Source organism: Varibaculum sp., assembly GCF_008661855.1.
GTDB lineage: Bacteria > Actinomycetota > Actinomycetes > Actinomycetales > Actinomycetaceae > Varibaculum > Varibaculum timonense_A.
Genome location: NZ_RPZY01000055.1, coordinates 73,723 through 94,084 on the forward strand (window position 1 = coordinate 73,723; position 20,362 = coordinate 94,084).

12 protein-coding genes and 1 tRNA gene are annotated in these 20,362 nt (G+C 51.7%); 3 read left to right on the plus strand and 10 right to left on the minus strand.

Going from position 1 to position 20,362, the window contains the following annotated elements; translation table 11 throughout:
- Nucleotides 1-268 precede the first annotated feature (268 nt).
- From QZT94_RS07135 to argS, 4 genes are all read right to left on the minus strand, one after another.
- Nucleotides 269-344 (minus strand) — tRNA-Arg (locus QZT94_RS07135).
- 918 nt (nt 345-1,262) lie between these two features.
- Nucleotides 1,263-1,415 carry a hypothetical protein gene (locus tag QZT94_RS07140; protein WP_296761695.1) on the minus strand — a complete coding sequence of 51 codons (153 nt, stop codon included), beginning with the start codon at nt 1,413-1,415 and terminating at the stop codon, nt 1,263-1,265.
- Nucleotides 1,416-1,739: 324 nt separating this feature from the next.
- Nucleotides 1,740-2,234, minus strand: a complete 495-nt coding sequence (locus tag QZT94_RS07145; RefSeq protein WP_296761697.1) for a hypothetical protein — start codon at nt 2,232-2,234, stop codon at nt 1,740-1,742.
- Between the two features lie 15 nt (nt 2,235-2,249).
- Complete coding sequence (gene argS / locus QZT94_RS07150; RefSeq protein ID WP_296773321.1) at nt 2,250-3,920, minus strand: arginine--tRNA ligase; 1,671 nt, start codon at nt 3,918-3,920, stop codon at nt 2,250-2,252.
- Between the two features lie 83 nt (nt 3,921-4,003).
- On the opposite strand from argS, the gene QZT94_RS07155 reads away from it, so the two are divergent.
- The 3 genes from QZT94_RS07155 (at nt 4,004) to QZT94_RS07165 (ending at nt 7,501) form a co-directional block, all read left to right on the plus strand.
- Complete coding sequence (locus QZT94_RS07155; protein ID WP_296773322.1) at nt 4,004-4,864, plus strand: fructosamine kinase family protein; 861 nt, start codon at nt 4,004-4,006, stop codon at nt 4,862-4,864.
- 187 nt (nt 4,865-5,051) lie between these two features.
- On the plus strand, nt 5,052-5,597 hold the full coding sequence (locus QZT94_RS07160) for a hypothetical protein (protein ID WP_270626547.1): 546 nt from the start codon (nt 5,052-5,054) through the stop codon (nt 5,595-5,597).
- 140 nt (nt 5,598-5,737) lie between these two features.
- Complete coding sequence (locus tag QZT94_RS07165; protein WP_296761704.1) at nt 5,738-7,501, plus strand: trypsin-like peptidase domain-containing protein; 1,764 nt, start codon at nt 5,738-5,740, stop codon at nt 7,499-7,501.
- An 84-nt stretch (nt 7,502-7,585) separates the two neighbouring features.
- Here the strand turns inward: QZT94_RS07165 and QZT94_RS07170 are convergent, their stop codons facing one another.
- From QZT94_RS07170 to QZT94_RS07195, 6 genes are all read right to left on the minus strand, one after another.
- Nucleotides 7,586-8,680 (minus strand): hypothetical protein, encoded by a 1,095-nt coding sequence (locus tag QZT94_RS07170; RefSeq protein ID WP_296761706.1) that lies wholly within the window; start codon nt 8,678-8,680, stop codon nt 7,586-7,588.
- Nucleotides 8,681-8,920: 240 nt separating this feature from the next.
- A complete protein-coding gene (locus tag QZT94_RS07175) occupies nt 8,921-12,820 on the minus strand; it encodes a DNA-directed RNA polymerase subunit beta' (protein ID WP_296761930.1) in 3,900 nt (1,299 codons plus the stop codon).
- Between the two features lie 27 nt (nt 12,821-12,847).
- Complete coding sequence (locus QZT94_RS07180; RefSeq protein ID WP_270626544.1) at nt 12,848-16,336, minus strand: DNA-directed RNA polymerase subunit beta; 3,489 nt, start codon at nt 16,334-16,336, stop codon at nt 12,848-12,850.
- A gap of 92 nt (nt 16,337-16,428) precedes the next feature.
- The gene (locus tag QZT94_RS07185) at nt 16,429-16,566 is read right to left on the minus strand and encodes a hypothetical protein (protein ID WP_296761709.1); all 138 of its coding nucleotides are present in this window, start codon (nt 16,564-16,566) and stop codon (nt 16,429-16,431) included.
- A 32-nt stretch (nt 16,567-16,598) separates the two neighbouring features.
- Nucleotides 16,599-18,551: an ABC transporter ATP-binding protein gene (locus QZT94_RS07190; RefSeq protein WP_296761711.1), complete on the minus strand. Its 1,953-nt coding sequence runs from the start codon at nt 18,549-18,551 to the stop codon at nt 16,599-16,601.
- Nucleotides 18,544-20,334 (minus strand): ATP-binding cassette domain-containing protein, encoded by a 1,791-nt coding sequence (locus tag QZT94_RS07195; protein ID WP_296761713.1) that lies wholly within the window; start codon nt 20,332-20,334, stop codon nt 18,544-18,546. Before QZT94_RS07195 ends, QZT94_RS07190 begins: the two co-directional genes overlap by 8 nt.
- Nucleotides 20,335-20,362: the final 28 nt, after the last annotated feature.

The following is a 20,362-nucleotide window of genomic DNA, read 5'->3' on the forward strand; positions in this document are numbered from 1 at the left end:
ATGCAACAAATTCTCGGGTTTTAACCCGAAATTGTTAAGAACAGCTCACTGCCATTGACCTAAGCGACTTAAACCAGTTAAGGGCGAGCTAGAGACCGGCGAACAGCGAGCGTCAGACAAACACCCCTATAAGGAATAGGCCAAATCCGGTGACAAGCCTTTAACAACGACGCTAACCGTATCAACACAGCCCGGAACTAACCTACTATGCTTCAAACGGAGAATTGGGAAAACCCCGTCACCGCTGGATTGCAACGAGGACGGGGTTTGGCGCGCTCGACAGGATTCGAACCTGCAACCTTCTGATCCGTAGTCAGATGCTCTATCCGTTGAGCCACGAGCGCATTTGCCGTTGCCTTAGCAACTACCCTAGTTTAAGACAGAGCCAATAAGCCCTCCAAATTAGCGACAGCTTATTTAATGTGATTCACACACTCGATTTCTAGAGCACAAAACATATGGATGCGGGGAATAGTTATATGCCGAAGGACAAGATTTCAAAATACAAGGGGTGCGGGCGCTAAATATGTGGGAGTAATGACAGGAAAAGCAGGGGGAAAGTTTGATTCGAGTAGGTGCGGTGGGCATAAGAATTCGGAAAACGCCGCCACGTTTTCAAAAATTCTTGGGCAGGAGGACAAGCTTTCCCCTGCACCTGCAACTTCCAGACACGTAACCAGGCAAGCACACCCAGCTGAGGAGCATTATCACGCTCCACAGACAAAAGCACCCTCCCAATACCGGCAAAACACCCCAATAACGACCACAATTCCCCTCTCGGGAGGGCGCAACTGCACCGGGAGGGTCAAAACGTCACCAAAAAAGGGCGCGGTAGGCGAGAGAAGCGGAAGCACTGACAAGAAGGGCGGGGAAAAGTTTCGTCCAGGCAGATGTGGGGAGCAGTTTCATGCCGCGGGGTAGACACCCTAGCCACCAAGATTCCCTAAAATCGGATACCTGGTAATAAATCTAAATTTCAGTAAATCTTAGGGCGTTAAATCCGTGAAAATGCAAAGCACTTTTCACGGATTTCGGGGCACGGCGGGTAAATATGCGAAAGTAATGACAGAAGTGCGGGGGAAAGTTTGATCCGAGTAGGTGCGGTGGGCATAAGAATTTGGAAAACGCCGCCACGTTTTCCAAATTACTTGGGCAGGAGGACAAACTTTCCCCCGCACCCACAGTTTTCAGACACGCAACCAGGCAACCGTGACCCCAAGTGCAACATTCCCACCCTCCTGATTTCAGGCATACGCGCCGTTTCACCCTCCCGAGACAAAATCACCCTCCCAATACCGGCAAAACAACCCAATATCGACCACAATTCCCATCTCGGGAGGGCGCAACCGCACCGGGAGGGCGAAAACGTCACCAAAAGAGGCGCGACCGGTAAAAGATACGAGAGGGACGAACACTAAATCATCACCTGCAAACCGGATACGTCCTCATTCCAACCGATTCCAACAATCCCTCCAACCGGTGAAGCCGGTCACGAGGCCCCCGGAGTGCTTTTACCAAGCCAGCCCCGCAGCGGTAACGGAAAGCGCAGGGGCAGATTTATGCCGAAGGGTAGACACCCTAGCCAGCAAGATTCCGTAGAATCGGATACCTGGTAAGAAATCTAAAATTCTGTAAGTCTTAAGGCGTTAAATCCGTGAAAATACCAGAGTATTTTCCGGATTTCGGGGCGCGAGGCAAAATCTGCCCCAGCGCGGTAAATTTCGGCAACTCCACGCAACCTAATCAGTAACGAACTGCATAAACAGCTCATTTAAGGACTGGGCGTCCTCATCGGTTTTGCAAATAACCAAAATAGTATCGTCACCTGCAATGCAGCCGAGCACGGCATCAAACCACGCCATATCGATTGCGCCCGCGAGCAGTTGCGCGCCCGCCGCCGGGGTGCGCAGCACTACCTGGTTATGTACCACTGCAGACGATACCAGCAGGTCTTGACACCATTTAGCCAGCTTTTCATTACCGGGATCTTCTTGTCCTCTCCGCACTCGCACCGGATAGGGTTCGGGCAGCATATAGATAGTTTTCCCACTGCTAGCGCGCACTTTTGTGGCACGTAAAGCTAGTAGATCGCGCGACAGGGTGGCTTGGGTGGTAGGGATTCCTCGTTCAGCTAGGTGACTTAGCAGCTGTGACTGACTGGAAATCTCATGCTGGCTGAGAATTTCGCGAATAGCTTCCTCACGTGCAGTTTTAGTAGTTGGTACTGTCCCCATGCCTTTATCTTTCCGCTACATACGCTCGGGAGCTACCACGCCGCAAAGCTCTAAACCATTTGCCAACACTTGCCGCACGGCCTCATTCAAGTGTCGGCGCGCCACGTGAGCGGCGGTTATCTTTTCGTCAGAGCGGGGTATTACTCGGCACTGGTTGTACCAAGTGTGATAGTCGGCTGCCAATTTCTCTAGATATCTGGGAATCCGGTGAGGTTCGCGTTCGTTAGCCGCCAGTTTAAGTTCTGCCGGGTATTGTGCCAAGATGCCTAATAGTTCGTTATCGGCAGGGCTAGAAAGCGTTGAAGCATCATATTTACCGTCAGCTAACACTCCTGCTTCGTCTGCGTTGCGCCCTACTGAACAGGTGCGAGCGTGGGCGGATTGCACATAGTAGACCGGGTTCTCATTTGAATGTGAACGCAGTAAATCTAAATCTATATCTACGGTGGAATCCATTGATACTCGCACCAGCGAATAGCGAGCCGCGTCCACTCCTACCGCGTCTACCAGGTCATCTAGGGTGATTACTGTGCCGGCACGTTTGGACATTTTTACTTCTACGCCGTTTTCTTTCAGATTCACCATCTGCCCGATAATTATTTCTAGGCTTTCTCCTGGCTGTCCCCCGAATGCGGCACACATGGCGTACATACGGTCGATATAGCCATGATGGTCGGCTCCTAGAATCAAGATTTCTTCGGTGGCTCCCCGGCGCTGTTTATCCCGATAGTAGGCAATATCGGCTGCAAAATAGGCGGGGTCGCCATCAGATTTCAAAATAACGCGGTCTTTGTCGTCACCATATTTTGTGGACTTTAGCCAGGTGGCGCCATCTTGCTCATAGATTACTCCGCGCGAACGCAGCTCTTCTATTGCGGCGTTTACTGCCCCGGAAGTGTGCAGCTCGTCCTCGTGGAAGAAAACATCAAAATCGGCTCGGAAGCTGTGTAGGCAGTCTTTAATTTCCTGGAACATCAGACCGGTGCCCACCTCGCGGAAGTATTCTTCCACTTGGGTCTGGGTGCGGTTTTCCAGTTCTATGCCTTCTTTTTTGGCTTGCTCGGCAACCCTGTTAGCTATGTCGAGGACATATTGTCCGCCGTATCCATCTTCGGGCACTTCTGTTCCTTGCCAGCGCGCCACTAATGATTTAGTGAAACGGCTAATCTGTGCTCCGTGGTCGTTGAAATAGTATTCGCGAGTAACTTCTGCCCCGCAGGCTGCCAAAATCCGGCAGAGGGTGTCGCCGACTGCCGCCCAGCGTCCTCCGCCTAGATGGATGGGACCGGTGGGGTTGGCGGAAACATATTCCACATTGACATGTTTTCCGCTCAAATCTCGACTGTGACCATAGGTTTTCCCGGCTTGCAGGATTGTGCCTACCAGTGCGCCCGCCGCTCCTGCTTCTAGCCATATGTTTACGAATCCCGGACCGGCTACCTCGGTTTTGGTGATTCCTTCAACCTGGTCGAGTTGGGAGGTAATTTTGGTGGCGAGGTCGCGCGGCGCTATCCCGGCTTTTTTGGCTAATTGCATGGCGATATTGGTGGACCAATCACCATTTCCTCGCGAGCGGGGTCGTTCCACTTTTACGGTGGCAGGAATGGTATCTGTGGTTAAGCCGATTTCTTCGCTCAGATTTCCTAGAATCTCGCGGATTAGGGCGCTTAGTTCTTCTGGAGTCATGCTTTAAGCCTAGACTGCCGGGCGTATTTCCTGCCAAATCTGGCGAGTTAGCCCACATCTTTGCTGGCTGGCAGAATGGGAATATGACTGACCAGGTTTACCATAAAGTCGATAACCGCCACCCGGAAGCTTTGGAATTGGAGGAGCTGGGGGTAAAGTGGCTGGCTGAGCCGATGTGTCGCGGCGGGGCGCACGTGGTGCTGGTTGCGGATTCTGGGCGCGGATACCTTGATACTGAGCTGATTCCGCAGGCGGCGATTACTCCCCAGGCGGCGCGTTCATTTGGGGCTGCTTTGGCGTTTACTCATGCGGGCGGGGCGGATTGGTATGGTCAGCCGCCTCTAGGCTATTCAGGTCCTGGTTTTATGGGACGTTCCAGTTTGGATTTGATTTACGAGGACGATGGGCGAAGCTGGGGAGAGTTTTTCGCGGTTCACCGGATTATGCCGAATCTGCCACCTGCCCTTGCTAATGGCTCTATTGATAGGGCGGGGGCTGCGGTTTTAGAAAAGCTGGCGCAACGTTTGCGCGACGGGGTTTTTGACGTTCCCGAACCGGAGCTGGTGATGTCTCGAGCTTCACGTATTCATGGTGACCTGTGGACTGGGAATATTATTTGGGCTCCCTCTAGGGCTTTAAAGCGTTTTCCGTCTTTGGCGGGACGGGGAGATAACCGGAATTTACCTCTTCCCGAGGTGGTGGGGGTGCTAATTGACCCGGCTCCTTCTGGTGGTCACGCGGAGTCGGATTTGGCTGCGCTTGGGGTTTTTGGGCAGCCTTATCTGGAGGAAATCTACCGGGGCTATAACCAGGTTTCTCCCCTAGCTTCCGGCTGGCAGGAACGGATTAATCTGCATCAAATCCATATGCTCGCGGTTCATGCGAATCTTTTTGGTGGCTCTTATGGATCTCATACGGTGGATTTGGCGCGTCAATACTTATAGCTCTTGGTTATCGCGGTGCTTTCCGCAGTTTTGTAGGTTTTCCGGGAGGGCGATGGGGCGTAGATTTTGAACGTGCGGGTTGATTCTCTGCTCGGTGTTTTTTAGGTGTTTAACTGATTAGGGACTTTTTGATTTGCCGTTTTGGCGCTCATGTTAGGTACAAGAAAAACAGGTTAGGCTAGTTTTCATGAATCATATTGTTGCTTTAGTTATGGGCATGGTTTTACTGGCGGGTTCGGTCTGGATTCGGCACGGCAGCGCGAGGGCGCGTTTTTGGGTTCCAAAGAAAAGGAAAGATATTTCTCGTTCTGGGATTCTAATAATTGATGAACGTTGGGTGTTAGTGTTTTTACCTGCCCTGGGTCTTTTTTTCTTGATGATTGGCGCTATACTTCCGGCTTATGCATTCGGTAAACCCTGGAGCTACCTGTTTGTTACTTTATGTTTGTTTGGCGCGATTGTGGGGTTAATAGGAATGGTTTGGGGATTGACTAATCTCTACTATCCTGAGAGGCTACGACCGGCTTGGCTGCGTGAATACTACCGTCTCCTGGGTTATTCCCCTTCTCGCGGCTTAACTCTGGCTCCAAAGTGGTATCGCGAGCACCTCCAGGATGGACACCTAGAGAACCCGCGACTTCGCACCGCTCAGGGTAAAACAGAGCCTACTATCGAGAGCGCAACTAAGAAACAGTCCAAGAAAGTCAATCGCAGTAAACGTAAACCGCACTAAGACACTGTCGCTAAAGTTAGCTTGTTTTATAGAATCTATGAGCGATTTTAGCCATCCAGATAACTTCCAGAAATCATCCAGATATAAGACAGTTCTTAGTGTCACTATTGGGGCATAGCGAGAATAGGAGATTGAAACTGATGACCAATAAAAATAATTCGAACTGGCCTCAAGACCCGAATCAGCCGATTGATAACTGGGAAATGGATGACTGGCAAAGTGCTGGTTGGCCAGGTGAAACTCAAAGTGACACTCAAAGCGACCACCCTAATGTGTCGGCAGTAAATACTTCGATACCAACAAGTAATACTGCTGCTAGCACCCTAGGTGACCAGGAGGATTCCCCGGCAGCTATGCCTGAGCTACAGGGGAGAATCACCAGTGTCCAGCCAGGTTCTACCGGTTTGCCGGTAGAAGATAACAGAACCGCTGCTTATCCTTACGCCACTCCTAAGGAAAGCGACAGCCACCAGGGTGCTCACATAGCGTCCTATGAAATGTCCGCAGAGCCCGAAACAAATAACTTCTTGAACAATGGCTTTGGGCGAGAGGCGCAAGCGCCCTCTGTTTCCGAAAATCAATTCCCGCCCTCCTCCCCTTATGAAAGCGCCCACACCACCTTTGAGGGCAGTTTTTATAATCAAACTCCTTACCAGCCCGCTTCGGTGGCAGGACAGTTCCCTCAAAGTGGGCAGGGAACTTGGGAACCCTCCCCGATGCCGGAAAAGAGTAAGGAAAAGAGCAAACGCGGACCTGGTTGGCTGGCAACTATTGCGATTGCAGTTACCGCCTCGCTGGCTTGCTGGGGATTAGTAGCTTATATGAACGCCGATAACACCACCTCTTTGGGAACTTCCCAGAGTAAAATCGCCACTCAAGCACCAGTGGTACAGGCCAGTGGTAAAGCCACTGATTGGGAAACGGTAGCAAAAACTGTCCAGCCGTCCGTTGTGGCTATTCAGGTAGCTTCTGGGAGCTCAGGGGAAACCGGCTCCGGGGTTATTTTTGATCAAGCGGGACACGTAATCACCAACTATCACGTAGTGGCAGCGGCGATTACTGGAAATAGCAAAGTGCAAATCACCTTACATAACGGCAAAATTTATGATGCGCAAGTGGTGGGGGCAGATGCTTCTACTGACCTGGCGGTTCTAAAATTCACTAACCCTCCAAAGACGCTAGAGATGGCTTCACTAGGTAGTTCCACTGATTTGCGGGTAGCACAACCAGTAGCCGCGATTGGTTCTCCGCTAGGACTAGAAAACACGGTAACTACCGGCATTATTTCTGCCCTAGACAGACCGGTGGCGGTTACTCAATCTTCAGGGGAGAAACGCTCCGGGATTGAGATTCCGGGACTAAATGAGCGCTCGGGAAGTGGCCAACAAGTTGTAACTAACGCTATTCAGGTGGATGCGGCCATCAATCCTGGTAACTCAGGTGGTCCGTTATTTAACGCATCTGGTCAAGTAATCGGGATTACTTCCTCAATTGCTTCTTTGGGCTCGAATAGTTCCGGTCAATCCGGTTCGATTGGTATCGGGTTCGCCATTCCGGTGAATCTGGTTAAAAACGTGGCAGATCAAATCCTTAAGACCGGGAAAGTTACCCACGCCGTGTTAGGGGTAACTATTAAGACCGGAATAGCAAAAGTAGCTGGGGAATCTCAAGTAGGAGCAGCTGTAGAGCAAGTGGTTCCTGGTTCGGCTGCCGACAAGGCTGGACTAAAGAGTGGCGATTTGATTACCAAGATTGACAAGCACGATATTAGTTCTGGAACAGCTTTAACCGGGTATGTACGTTGGTATAAACCAGGTGACCAAGTTACTTTAACCTTGCTGCGTTCCGATGGGGAACATCAAATTAAGGTAACTTTAGGGGCTGAATCTACGCTCCAGAGATAACTGCTGATTTTCTGGACATAAATAAATCGGGGGGTATTTCCCATGGGAAATACCCCCCGATTTATATGCAGGTATTCACTTATTTTAAGAGGTAAAAGAACGGAAGAATCCGCCTACCCAAGAGAATACTCGCACGAAGAACACGCGTACCTTAACTACGAAACTCTCAGATTCCTCTGCATTATTATCAGGGGTAACACTTGGTTCTGGTACTGCGGTGGGAGGAGCATCTGGAGTTGGTGCTTCTGTGAAGGTCGGCTCCGAGGTAGAGATAGTTGGTTCTGAGCTGGGCGTGCTGCTGGGCTCTGGTTGAACTTCCGGCTCCGAAGTAGGCTGCGGGGAAGTAGTTGGTTCTTGAGTAGGCTCAGCCGAGGGAGAGGGAGTACCCGGTTCTTCACTGGGCTTGTTGCTGGGCTGCGCAGAGGAATCCGGAGAAGGTTTGCTAGTTTCGGACGGCACTTCCGGTTGGGTTGGTTGGGTAGTTGGCTTCGGGTCTTCACTAGGTTTCGGAGAAACCGAGGGCTCCTCACTGGGCGGAACCGGTTGCGAACCCGCGGGGTATCCCAAATGCCGTTCCAGACCTTGCAAGGCTAAAGCCACATCCGCATCTGTAATCGGGTTTTTGAAGTCTTTGACCCCTGCCATACCGGCGGCCATTAAATCACCCTTACAAGTATGGTCTACCCCTAAAAGATGTCCCAGCTCATGGGCAACGGTCGAAACCTGGGTTAGCCAGCCGCTGCGATCGAGACGTAGGTACAGAAGCCGTTGTGCAGCATAGGCAGTACCGATAGCCTTACCCTCGGAATAAGGAGAATCGATTACCCGTACCGGGCGATTAGCCATCGAGTCCACGAATTGGAAGGTAATTTTTCCGCCACTGCGTTCGGTCCACATCTTGGTGGCGGCTTCAATCTCCGGGCGGAATTTAGTGTTCCCCAAGTACAGCGACAAAGTATAGGAATCGGCACTGGTAGCACCAATCAAGAAAACATCCAGGTTACTAATTGGTTGCCCTTTGGCGACCTGGTTATGCATTACCCGGCATTCTCGCACCGTGGGTGTCCGATCAGCTGCCTGCACATTTTGATTACCAGAAACCGCTAGCAGTCCTCCTAGCGCCAACCCCACCATAGTTAGGGTTCCTAATAGGACATTCTTTTTCCTCGTCATTGTCATAGTTAAATACTACTAAGCCAAAAGATTAAAGCAAGGTGAAAGTAATATCCAAGCTGAGAACTTCTTCATATCTACCTTATCCTTGAAAGCTTCAATAAAAAATTACCCTTAGTAGCTAATCAGACAGCCACTTCTTATGGGTAATAGCTCCTCTTCATAGCATCAAGATGTGCAGCTATAAATAATCGGGGCCTGACTGTGAAGTCAGGCCCCGATTAAACAGCTTCCTAGATTAGAAAACTAAAGATTCAGACCAAAAGAATCCTCAAAATTGATTCCTGCCAAGAAATCATCGTCTATTTCAGGAACTTTGAAATCGTCAGCAGACCAACCCATCTTGGACATTGCTTCCTCAGTGGGCTCCACACTGGCATCACGGAACATGGCCAGACCGGTACCCGCCGGAATCAACTTACCAAGAATAACGTTCTCTTTCAGACCTACCAGCGGATCTTTCTTATGATTCATGGCCGCGTCAGTGAGCACCTTCGTAGTCTCCTGGAAGGAAGCCGCAGACAACCAGGAATCGGTAGCCAAGGAGGCTTTAGTAATCCCCATCAGTTCCGGACGAGCCGCAGCTGGCTCCCCGCCCTCGGAAACCACTTTGCGGTTAATCGAGCGGAAACGAATCGAATCCACCAAAGTACCCGGCAACAGCTCGGTATCACCCGACTTCAACACGGTTACCCGCCGTAGCATCTGACGGACAATCACCTCAATGTGCTTGGAGTGAATATCCACGCCCTGCGAACGGTAAACCTCTTGAACTTCATTCACCAGCTGCCTTTGAGTAGAGTTCACACCCAAAATCCGCAAAACTTTCTTCGGATCCAAACGTCCCTCAGTCAGCTGTTCGCCAACCTCCACATGGTCACCGTCAGAGACAATCAGCTTCATCCGGCGCGGAGCGTCAATAATCAAGTCATCTTGACCATCATCACGCACCACTACCAACTGACGAGGCTCACCCGGTTCATCAACAATCTTGATACGCCCGGCAGCCTCGGTAATCAGGGCTTCGCCCTTGGGGGTACGAGCCTCGAAGAGCTCCTGCACACGCGGCAGACCCTGGGTAATATCGGCTGCGCCAGCCGCACCACCGGTGTGGAAAGTACGCATCGTCAGCTGAGTACCCGGCTCCCCAATCGACTGGGCAGCGATAATCCCCACCGCTTCCCCAATATCGACCCGTTTACCAGTCGCCAGAGAACGCCCATAACAAGACGCACAAGTACCGGCCTCAGATTCACAGGTCAAAACCGAGCGTACCGGAATCTCGGTTACCCCCGCCTCAATTAAGGCATCAATCTTCTCGTCACCAATATCGGTTCCCTTGGCAAATACCAAATTGCCATCCGCGTCAGTAACGTCCTTGGAAAGAGTACGTCCATAGGCAGTGGTTTCTACGATGTCCAGTTTATAAACCTTGCCATCTTGAGAAACACCTCCAATCGGCAGTACTAGACCGCGGCGAGTACCACAATCCTGTTCGCGCACAATAACGTCCTGGGACACGTCCACCAGACGACGAGTCAAATAACCCGAGTCGGCAGTACGTAGCGCGGTATCGGCCAAACCTTTACGCGCACCGTGAGTAGCGATGAAGTATTCCAGAACCGATAGACCGGAACGGTAGTTCGATTTAATCGGCTGCTCAATCAGTTTCTGCTTCGGGTCAGCCACCAGGCCACGCATACCGGAAATCTGCCGAATCTGATCCCAGTTACCACGAGCACCAGAAGAAACCATCCGGTTCACCTGGTTACGAGCCGGGAAGTTCTCCCGCATTGCCTGGGCAACTTTAGCAGTACATTCGGTCCACAAATCCACCAGTTCGTTATAGCGATCCTGGGCGGTAATCAAACCTAAATCTGCGTCCTCCTGTACCTTGGCAGCTTTCTCGTCATATTCGGCTAGAATCTCTGCCTTTATCGGGGGCTCTACCACGTCAGCGAAGCCGATGGTAGTACCCGACCAGGTTGCCCAGTGGAAACCAGTCTCTTTCAAAGCGTCCAGTGAGGCTGCCACATTACCTTTGTCGTAACGTTCCGCCAAGGTATTGACAATCCGGGACAAACCTTTCTTGTCTACCTGCTCGTTTACGAACGGGTAAGAAACCGGCAGTGCCTCATTGAAGAAGCAACGCCCAATCGAAGTCTCGAACTCTACCGGATCGCCCTCTTCAAATCCTTCCGGAGCCTGCCAATCCTTTGGAGGAACCGTACCCGGCTCGAAACGAATCAAAGCGGTTGCGTTAATGTCCAGACGGTTCTGGTCATAAGCCATAATCGCCTCCCCCAAAGAAGAGAACTTGGGGGTAATCGGGTTTCCGTCCTCGTCGGTGGGAACCGGTAGTGCCGGATCCGGATCGGAGGTCAAGTGGTAAATACCAATCACCATATCCTGGGAGGGCATAGTTACCGGGCGACCATCAGCCGGCTTCAAAATGTTATTCGAAGACAGCATCAAAATCCGTGCCTCTGCCTGTGCTTCCGCACCCAGCGGCAGGTGAACAGCCATCTGGTCACCATCAAAGTCCGCGTTGAACGCGCCACAAGCCAGCGGGTGAAGCTGAACTGCTTTACCCTCAATCAAAATCGGCTCGAAAGCCTGAATACCTAGGCGGTGCAAAGTAGGAGCGCGGTTCAGCAACACCGGATGCTCGGTGATTACCTCATCGAGCACGTCCCACACCTGCGGACGCTGGCGTTCTACCATCCGCTTCGCGGCCTTAACGTTCTGAGCTTCTTGTCGCTCAACCAGTCGTTTCATTACGAACGGCTTAAACAGCTCCAAAGCCATCTGCTTGGGCAAACCGCACTGGTGCAGCCTGAGCTGCGGACCTACCACGATTACGGAACGACCAGAATAATCAACTCGCTTACCCAATAGGTTCTGACGGAAACGCCCCTGCTTGCCCTTGAGCATATCGGATAGGGACTTCAACGGACGGTTACCCGGACCAGTCACCGGACGACCGCGGCGACCATTATCGAAAAGGGCGTCCACAGATTCTTGCAGCATCCGCTTTTCGTTATTAACGATAATCTGGGGAGCACCCAAATCCAGCAGCCGCTTCAAACGGTTATTACGGTTAATCACCCGGCGGTATAAATCGTTCAAGTCAGAGGTAGCAAAGCGACCACCGTCTAGCTGCACCATCGGACGTAGATCCGGAGGAATCACCGGAATCCGGTCAAGCACCATCGAATCTGGGTTGTTCCCGGTCTGCAGGAAAGCCGAAATGACTTTCAAGCGCTTTAGAGCCCGAATCTTACGCTGTCCGGTACCGGTTTCCACTTCTTCTTTCAGCTTTTCAGCTTCAGCCTTGAGGTCGAAGTCCCGCAGACGCTTTTGGACTGCCTGCGCGCCCTTGTCGCCCTTGAAATAAATGCCGTAACGCATCTCCAAGTCGCGGTAAAGCCGCTCATCACCCTCGAGGTCACCTACCTGTAGTTCCTTGAAGCGGGTGAATACCTCGTCCCGACGAGTCAGTTCCCGATCGAGCTTGCGCCGCATCTGAGTAACCTCTTTATCGGCGATTTTACGAACTTTTTCCTTTTCAGCGTTCTTGGCATCATTGGCTTCTAAGGCTGCCAAATCTTTTTCCAGTTTTTCCTGGCGGGCAACAATCTGCGCCTCGCAGCGTTCAGTTAAACGCTGTTTTTCCAGGCTAAGCTCGTTTTCCAGATTCGGTAAATCCTGGTGGCGAGCATCCTCATCGACCTCGGTAATCATATAGGCCGCGAAGTAAATTACCTTTTCCAGGTCTTTCGGTGCTAAATCCAGCAGGTAACCCAGACGGGAGGGCACGCCCTTGAAATACCAAATATGGGTAACCGGGGCAGCCAGTTCAATATGACCCATACGTTCGCGGCGCACCTTGGAGCGAGTAACTTCTACCCCGCAGCGCTCACAAACGATGCCTTTGTAACGCACCCGCTTGTATTTTCCACAAGCACATTCCCAGTCTCTAGTAGGACCGAATATCCGTTCACAGAACAGACCGTCTTTCTCGGGCTTTAGGGTACGGTAGTTAATTGTTTCCGGCTTTTTGACTTCGCCAAATGACCATTCCGCCACAGCATCAGCGGTCGCCATGCCGATATGTAGTTGATCGAATTTATTTGCATCCATAATCGACTCTTACCTTCTTTTCCCTGCTGCCTAGATTTCTTCCAAAGAAACATTGGGGTTTGGCCGCGAGCCAATGTTAATCCCCAACTCTTCGCTGGCGCGCTCAGCACCGTCATCGTCTTCAGCCAGAGACACTACGTTATCTTCAGCGTCCAAGGCTTCCACGTTCAGGCAGAGGGAGCGCATTTCTTGTATGAGGACGCGGAAGGATTCCGGAATGCCAGGTTGCGGAATATCTTCGCCCTTGACAATCGCCTCATAGACCTTTACACGACCGGTAATATCATCAGATTTCACGGTCAGTAGTTCCTGTAGCGAATAGGCGGCGCCGTAGGCTTCCATCGCCCAAACTTCCATCTCACCGAAACGCTGGCCACCGAACTGGGCTTTACCACCCAAAGGCTGCTGGGTAATCATGGAGTAAGGACCGGTGGAACGTGCGTGAATCTTGTCGTCTACCAGGTGGTGCAGCTTCAGCATGTACTTGTACCCTACCGAAATCGGGTAGGGGAACGGTTCACCGCTGCGCCCGTCAAACAGGCGGGCTTTGCCGTCTGCGTTAATCAGGCGATCGCCGTCAGCGTTCGGACGGGTGCAACCGAGCAGACCGGTCAATACGTCTTCTTGTACACCGTCAAACACCGGGGTAGCAACTTTTTGACCAGCGGGAGCCGATAGCCCCTCCTTGGGGAGTTTCTCAATCCACTTGGCGCCCTCTTCAGCCAGCAAGGAAGTATCCCAACCTTGATGAGCAATCCAGCCTAAATGGAATTCGAGGACCTGACCGATATTCATACGTCCCGGCACGCCCATTGGGTTCAAAATAATATCGACCGGGGTTCCGTCCTCTAGGAAAGGCATATCCTCAACCGGCAAAATCTTGGAAACCACACCTTTATTGCCGTGACGACCAGCCATTTTATCGCCGATAGTAATTTTACGGCGCTGGGCTACATAGACCCGCACCATCTGCTTTACCCCAGGAGGTAGTTCGTCATCATCGTCGGTGAACTCACGTACTCCGATCACGATTCCAGATTCACCATGAGGCACGCGCAGAGAAGTGTCCCGCACCTCGCGGGCTTTCTCACCGAAGATGGCGCGCAGCAGACGTTCTTCGCTGGTCAGCTCAGTTTCGCCCTTGGGGGTTACTTTCCCGACCAGAATATCGCCGGCTTGAACCTCGGCGCCGATGCGGATAATACCGCGTTCGTCAAGGTCAGATAGGGCGTCTTCGGAGATATTAGGAATATCGCGAGTGATTTCCTCTAAACCAAGTTTAGTTTCGCGGGCATCGATTTCGTGTTCTTCAATATGAATCGAGGTGAGCACGTCATCTTGGACTACTCGGCGGGAAAGAATAATCGCATCCTCGTAGTTCAGACCTTCCCACGACATATAGGCAACCAGAAGGTTCTTACCCAAAGCCAGTTCGCCATGATCGGTTGCCGGACCGTCAGCGATTAAATCGCCGACCTCTACCCGATCCCCGGCTGCCACCCGTACATGCTGGTTGTAGCAGTTACCGGGGTTGGAACGGTGGAATTTGTCCAGCTTATAGGTGAAGTAGGTGCCATCATCGCACATGAGCTGTACATGTGCTGCATCAGCTTCAACAACTACCCCGGCGTGTTCGCTAACAATGGCTTCGCCGGCATCCATAGCGGTACGCCGCTCCATACCGGTACCTACTAGCGGAGCCTCGGTGGTTAGCAACGGAACCGCTTGACGCTGCATGTTAGCCCCCATGAGGGCGCGGTTAGCGTCATCGTGTTCTAGGAACGGAATCAGAGCGGCGGCGACTGAAGTCATTTGCCGGGCTGAAACGTCCATGAAGTCTACTTCGTCGCGGTGAACTTCTTGCGGGTCATGCCCGGCAATCCGGCACAGAACCAGTTCTTCCGCAAAGGAACCATCATCGTTTAGCGGTGCGGAGGCCTGGGCAATGTTGTATCCAGATTCTTCATCGGCGCTTAGATAGTGAACCTCTTCAGTTACCCGACCATCTTTAACTACCCGATAGGGGGTTTCGATAAACCCGAAGGAGTTTAAGCGTGCATAGGTAGCCAGCGAGCCGATTAGACCAATGTTCGGACCTTCCGGAGATTCAATCGGGCACATCCGGCCATAGTGGGAGGGGTGCACGTCACGAACTTCCATGCCGGCGCGGTCACGAGAAAGACCGCCCGGACCTAGCGCGGATAGACGCCGCTTGTGGGTTAGACCGGAAAGCGGGTTGTTTTGATCCATGAACTGTGACAGCTGTGAAGTACCAAAGAACTCTTTGATGGCGGCCACTACCGGACGGATGTTAATCAGTGACTGCGGGGTGATGGCCTCCGCGTCCTGGGTGGTCATGCGTTCGCGTACGACCCGTTCCATCCGGGATAGCCCGGTGCGAATCTGAGCTTGAATCAGTTCGCCAACTGCGCGAATCCGGCGGTTACCGAAGTGGTCAATATCGTCAGTTTCGACTCGCAAATCAACGATTTCGCCGTCCTCGTTAGTGGCGGGTACCGTTTGGTCACCTTTTTGCAGTGCCAGCAGGTATTTGAAACCGGCAACGATATCATCCAAAGTCAGAGTGGAAGAGTTGATATCTGAGGTAAGTCCCAGTTTCCGATTCAGCTTGTAGCGACCTACTTTTGCCAGGTCGTAGCGCTTGGGGTTGAAGTAGAAGCCTTCAATCAGGTTACGACCGGCTTCGGCGCTGGCAGGTTCGCCGGGGCGAATCTTGCGGTAAATATCTGCCCGAGCATCATCGGTGGACTGAATGTTATCCGAGTCTTTTTCCAAGGTGGAAAGCATAATCGGATAGTCTTTGAACTCTTCGCGGATTTCTTGGGCGCTCATACCGAGGGCGCGAAGGAATACCGTACCTGACTGCTTACGCCGCCGGTCAATACGGATGCCTACGTTTTCCCGCTTGTCGATTTCTAGCTCTAACCAAGCACCCCGGGACGGAATGAACTTACAGCCGTAGATGTCCTTGTCTGAGGTCTTGTCGGCAACTTTCTCGAAGTAGACACCGGGCGAGCGCACCAGCTGGGAGACGACTACCCGCTCGGTGCCGTTAATAATGAAGGTTGCCCGCGGAGTCATCAGCGGGAAATCCCCCATAAACACGGTCTGAGATTTAATCTCGCCAGTGTTTTCATTCATATATTCCGCAGTTACGAAAATGGGAGCCGCATAGGTGTAATCTTTGGCTTTACATTCTTCAATGGAATACTTGGGGGGCTCGAACTTGGGGTCGGAGAATGATAGCGACATTGACCCCGCAAAGTCTTGGATAGGGGAAATCTCTTCAAAGACTTCCTCTAGACCGGAAAGCAAAGGCAGATTGTGATGCTTAGCTTTCGCGTTTTCTTCTTCAGCTTGACGCCACTGCGGGGTGCCAAGGAGCCATTCAAAAGATTTCCTTTGAATGTCTAGTAGATTCGGGGGAGCCATAACTTCCTGTAGTTTCGCAAACGACAGGCGAGAGGGCTTATTGGCAGATGCGGTTTCAGCAGCCAAAAGGATTCCTTTCGGACGACGTAACTTAAGCGCATATTTCTAGGTCTCCGCCCCATTCCGGGAATGGTTGCTTTCGGATTGCCTTGCGCATTTTAGAGGCTAATCAGCAGACCAAACCACATCGGGCTACGGTAAACGCAAGTATTAATGGTAGTTTGAAACTTATTCGGATGCCAGATAGAGGGCGAGGACGTGCGCATTTTCACAGCTTTGGCGGAGGTGCGGGGCACATCAATTTCCTCCGCCCTCAAATTAGGGTGTTTTAGATTGATGGCAATGACTGTGTGCTCGCTGGAGCTGGCTCTATTGGCAGGTTAAATTGGGCTGCTTTCTCGTGGGCAACTAGCTTGGCAAGTTCACCCTCTTGCTGTAATAGTTTTCCCGCTTCTCCCTGCTGTACTAGCTTTCCCTGCGAGAGCACCAGTACCTGGTCGGATTGTTTAATCTGACTTAGGGTGTGGGTGATTTCAATAATGGTCACTTCTGGACGCTTCTGCCGTACTCGGTGGCGAATTCTTGCCGCTAAAGATGGCTCCAAATGGGCGGTAAACTCATCTAATACCAGCACCGGGGATTCCTTCAACAGTGCCCTGGCTAAAGCCAGTCTTTGCCGCTGTCCCCCAGACAGACCGGTTCCCCTTGAACCCAGGCGAGTGTTTAAACCTGCCGGTAAATCCCGAATCATCTGGTCTAGCTCCACGATTTTTAGCACTTCCCAAAGCTGGGCGTCATCTGCTTTGGGACTGGCTAAACGCAGATTTTCGGCGATAGAGGTCGAAAAAATATGTACCCGCTGGGTAACGTAAGAGATTGCCTGGCGAATAGCTTGCGGATCGATTTGCGATAGGGGGCTGTCTCCTAAAAGAATTTCTCCGCTATCTACATCCCAATATCGCAGCAATAAGCTAGCTAGAGTGGATTTCCCGCTGCCAGTAGCTCCGCAAATACTGGTCCACGAACCGGCAGGAACACTAAACGAAACCTCTTGGACTACCGGCGCGGCTCCCACACGCTCGCCCTTTTGCGGATAACTAAAGGACACGTCCTTAAAAATAATCGGAAAAGGCTTTTCTTCCAGCTCTTTTACTCCGCCTCTAACCTGAGGGGGAGTGTGCGCGAGAGTCCAAACCCGGCGCGCAGCCGCGAAAGAGTTAGCTAAGTTAGTTGAGAAATCTTCCACTGAACGACAAACATCCCACGAACGCAGCACCGCAAATAGCACCGCCACCAAAGAGGGAAGGGTATCAAAACTACTACTAGCTGGCGCTGCCACTAATATAATCAACAAAAGTGCCAGATACATCAGGGTTTGGGTAAATGCTCTGCGCACAGCAAAAAGTGAGTTCACTACCCGCGAGCTGGCGCTAACAATCGACATATAGCGCTCTAACTGAATAATTCGGATACGCTGCAAACCGTATCCGACGACCTCGTTAATCCCGTTTACCGAATCCGTTACCGTTTGCGCTACTTGACCTTTCGCTTTCGCCGCCAAATCTGCCCCCTGGTTTCCTTCCCCGGTTCCCAGCAGCAGAAGAATCATTAAAGTCGCCAGGTAGATGAGGAACAGCAGAATACCGCTCAGGGGATTAACCATCACTGCGGTGAAAACAGAAACCCCCAGTGGAATGACTAAAGCATTAAATGCCGGAACCAGAGTGTGCGCAAAAAACACTTCAATCCGGTCAATATCGCTAGTAACCCGGGTCAATAAATCTCCACTTTTTGCTTCCACCATTAAGGCAGGAGCCTGTGGCACTAAAGCTAAATAAATTTCGCGACGCAGCAGCTCTAACGCTTTGAATGCCACATAATGACCAGCGAACTGCTCCAGGTAGCGGAAAAGTCCTTTCAGCGCTGCCAAGACGGCCATTACCCCTATGGTTATCCAAAGATAGGAAAGGGGGAGCGCACCCCCGGTCGCAACCGTCAAGGCTGCGAAGCTAACTCGATACCCCCCGAAAGCTACCAGCGCAATACCCAAACCTTGGTTCAACAGGGAGGATGCACCCGATAGGTAAAGGGGTTTAAGCACCGGACGAGTAATGCGTACTAACCAGCTGATTAGCTGAAACGTCCCCACTTTTTTGTCAGCTGCTAAATAATCTTCGTTATCCTTTTGCCCGCTCAAACCGGGTTTACCAGACAGGAGAGCAACTTTGGCAGGGCGTAAGCGTTTTAAGAACTTCCAGCTCTTTTTGCCGTTTTTATTCACTGCTCACCTCCCGCAATGCGCCATCTTTCAGGTAGAGGACGCGGTCGGCGTATCTCAGGGAGCTGGCACGGTGCGTGAGCAGCAGAAGGGTTTTTTCCTTAGCTATTTCCGCGAGCGCCTGAATAATAGCTGCTTCAGATGCTAAATCTATCTGCGAAGTTGGTTCGTCTAGCAGTAATAAATCTCGCTCGGAAAGCAGGGCTCGCGCTAGCGAAAGCCTTTGCGCTTGCCCTCCCGATAGGGCGTAGGCGTCCTCCCCTACCGCAGTATCTAGCCCTTTCGGGAAAGACCTCACTTCTTCTTCCAGTTTTACCTTTTTTAGGCAATTCCATAGGTGCTCTTCGCTGGCTCGCGGAGCTATCATCATCAAATTGGAGCGGATTGTGCCACTGAAAACCCAGGTGGTTTGCTGCAGCAAGGCTGAACGCGCCCTAAACCAGTCACGATTAGTCGGCGTTAAAGACTGCCCTTGCAGGTAAACTTGACCGCTATTTGGCAATAGGTTGCCTTTTATGATTTCGATTAGGGTCGATTTTCCCTCTCCGGAAGCTCCGCAGATTGCCACCCACTCTCCTGTTTTCACCGTTAAGTCAAGATTTTTAAGGACGGGCTTGCCGCCAGGGTAAGCAAAGTTAATCCCTTGCATCTGGATTAGAGGCAAGGCAGGGTCTACAGCGGAAGTGACACTTTGATTCGAGTTCACCGGTGGCGCAAGTTTTGAGTTCGCGGGCGCTTCGTCCTCCGATTCTGCCTCCCGTCGGGATAGATTGCTATTTTCTGAGGATTCCAAACCCCTATCTGGGGCTATTTCCGGGGCTGCTAAGGAGGTTTTGGAACCTAAGAATCGACGCACTAGACGCTGATTTGCCCTCCCCGACATCCCGATATAGAAGAAAGCACCGATATTGTTCATTGGTTCTAAAAGCAGCAGCGTAAGCCCCAACATAGAAACCATCGGCGCTATCAGGCCAACTCCGGTTCCCCAAGCTCCTGACAGTATCCTCCAAAGGCAAAGAGCAAATCCACTCGTCAGCAACAGTAGATTAAAACCAATATCAATAACCAGCAGGATTAGCTGATTTGCAGCCAGCAGGCGCATAGTAGAGAGTCGGTTTTTCTCTCCGGCAGCGGCTAGTTTTTTCCCTTGAATCTCGCTCGCTCCCACTAGGGTAAGGGTTTCCAGGCCGGAAATAGTATCCAAATAGGCTGCGGCCAGCTGGTTACGTTGCCTGCGAGATTTACCTGATACTTTGCGGGTCAGTTTGGAGAAAACAAAAATAATCAGGGGAACTAGCGGGACAAAAGCTAATAGAACCAACGCACAAATCGGGTCAATAAATAGTGCCATCAACACTAACACCAGCGGTGGGGTAAGCATTGAACCAATCATGCTACCCAGGAAGCCTTGCCGGTAGCGCTCAATTTTTTCCGTCCCCGCGGTCATCATGTCGATTAGGGAACCTACCCGGCGTTGGGCAAGAATTCCCGGTCCGATGCGGAAAATATGCCACAACAGCCGGGACTGTAGCGCTCCTTGTTCACTTAGCTGGCAGCGCTGCTCAATCGCTACTCGCAGACTCTCACATCCTCCTACCCCGATGGCAAGGAAAAATAGTCCCCCTAGCTGCCCCGATATGCTCTTGCCTGAAAACGCCTGTGCCAGGGTATAACCAAGCAGAACCGTAAAACCCGCCGCCAGTAGAACCGAAACCAAAGTAAGCATCACAGAGGTAACAATCGCTACTATCCCTGCGGGACCAGAAAGTGAGAGTTTCTTCGCCATGTAATCCTCTAGTTCAGTGGGTTTTCTG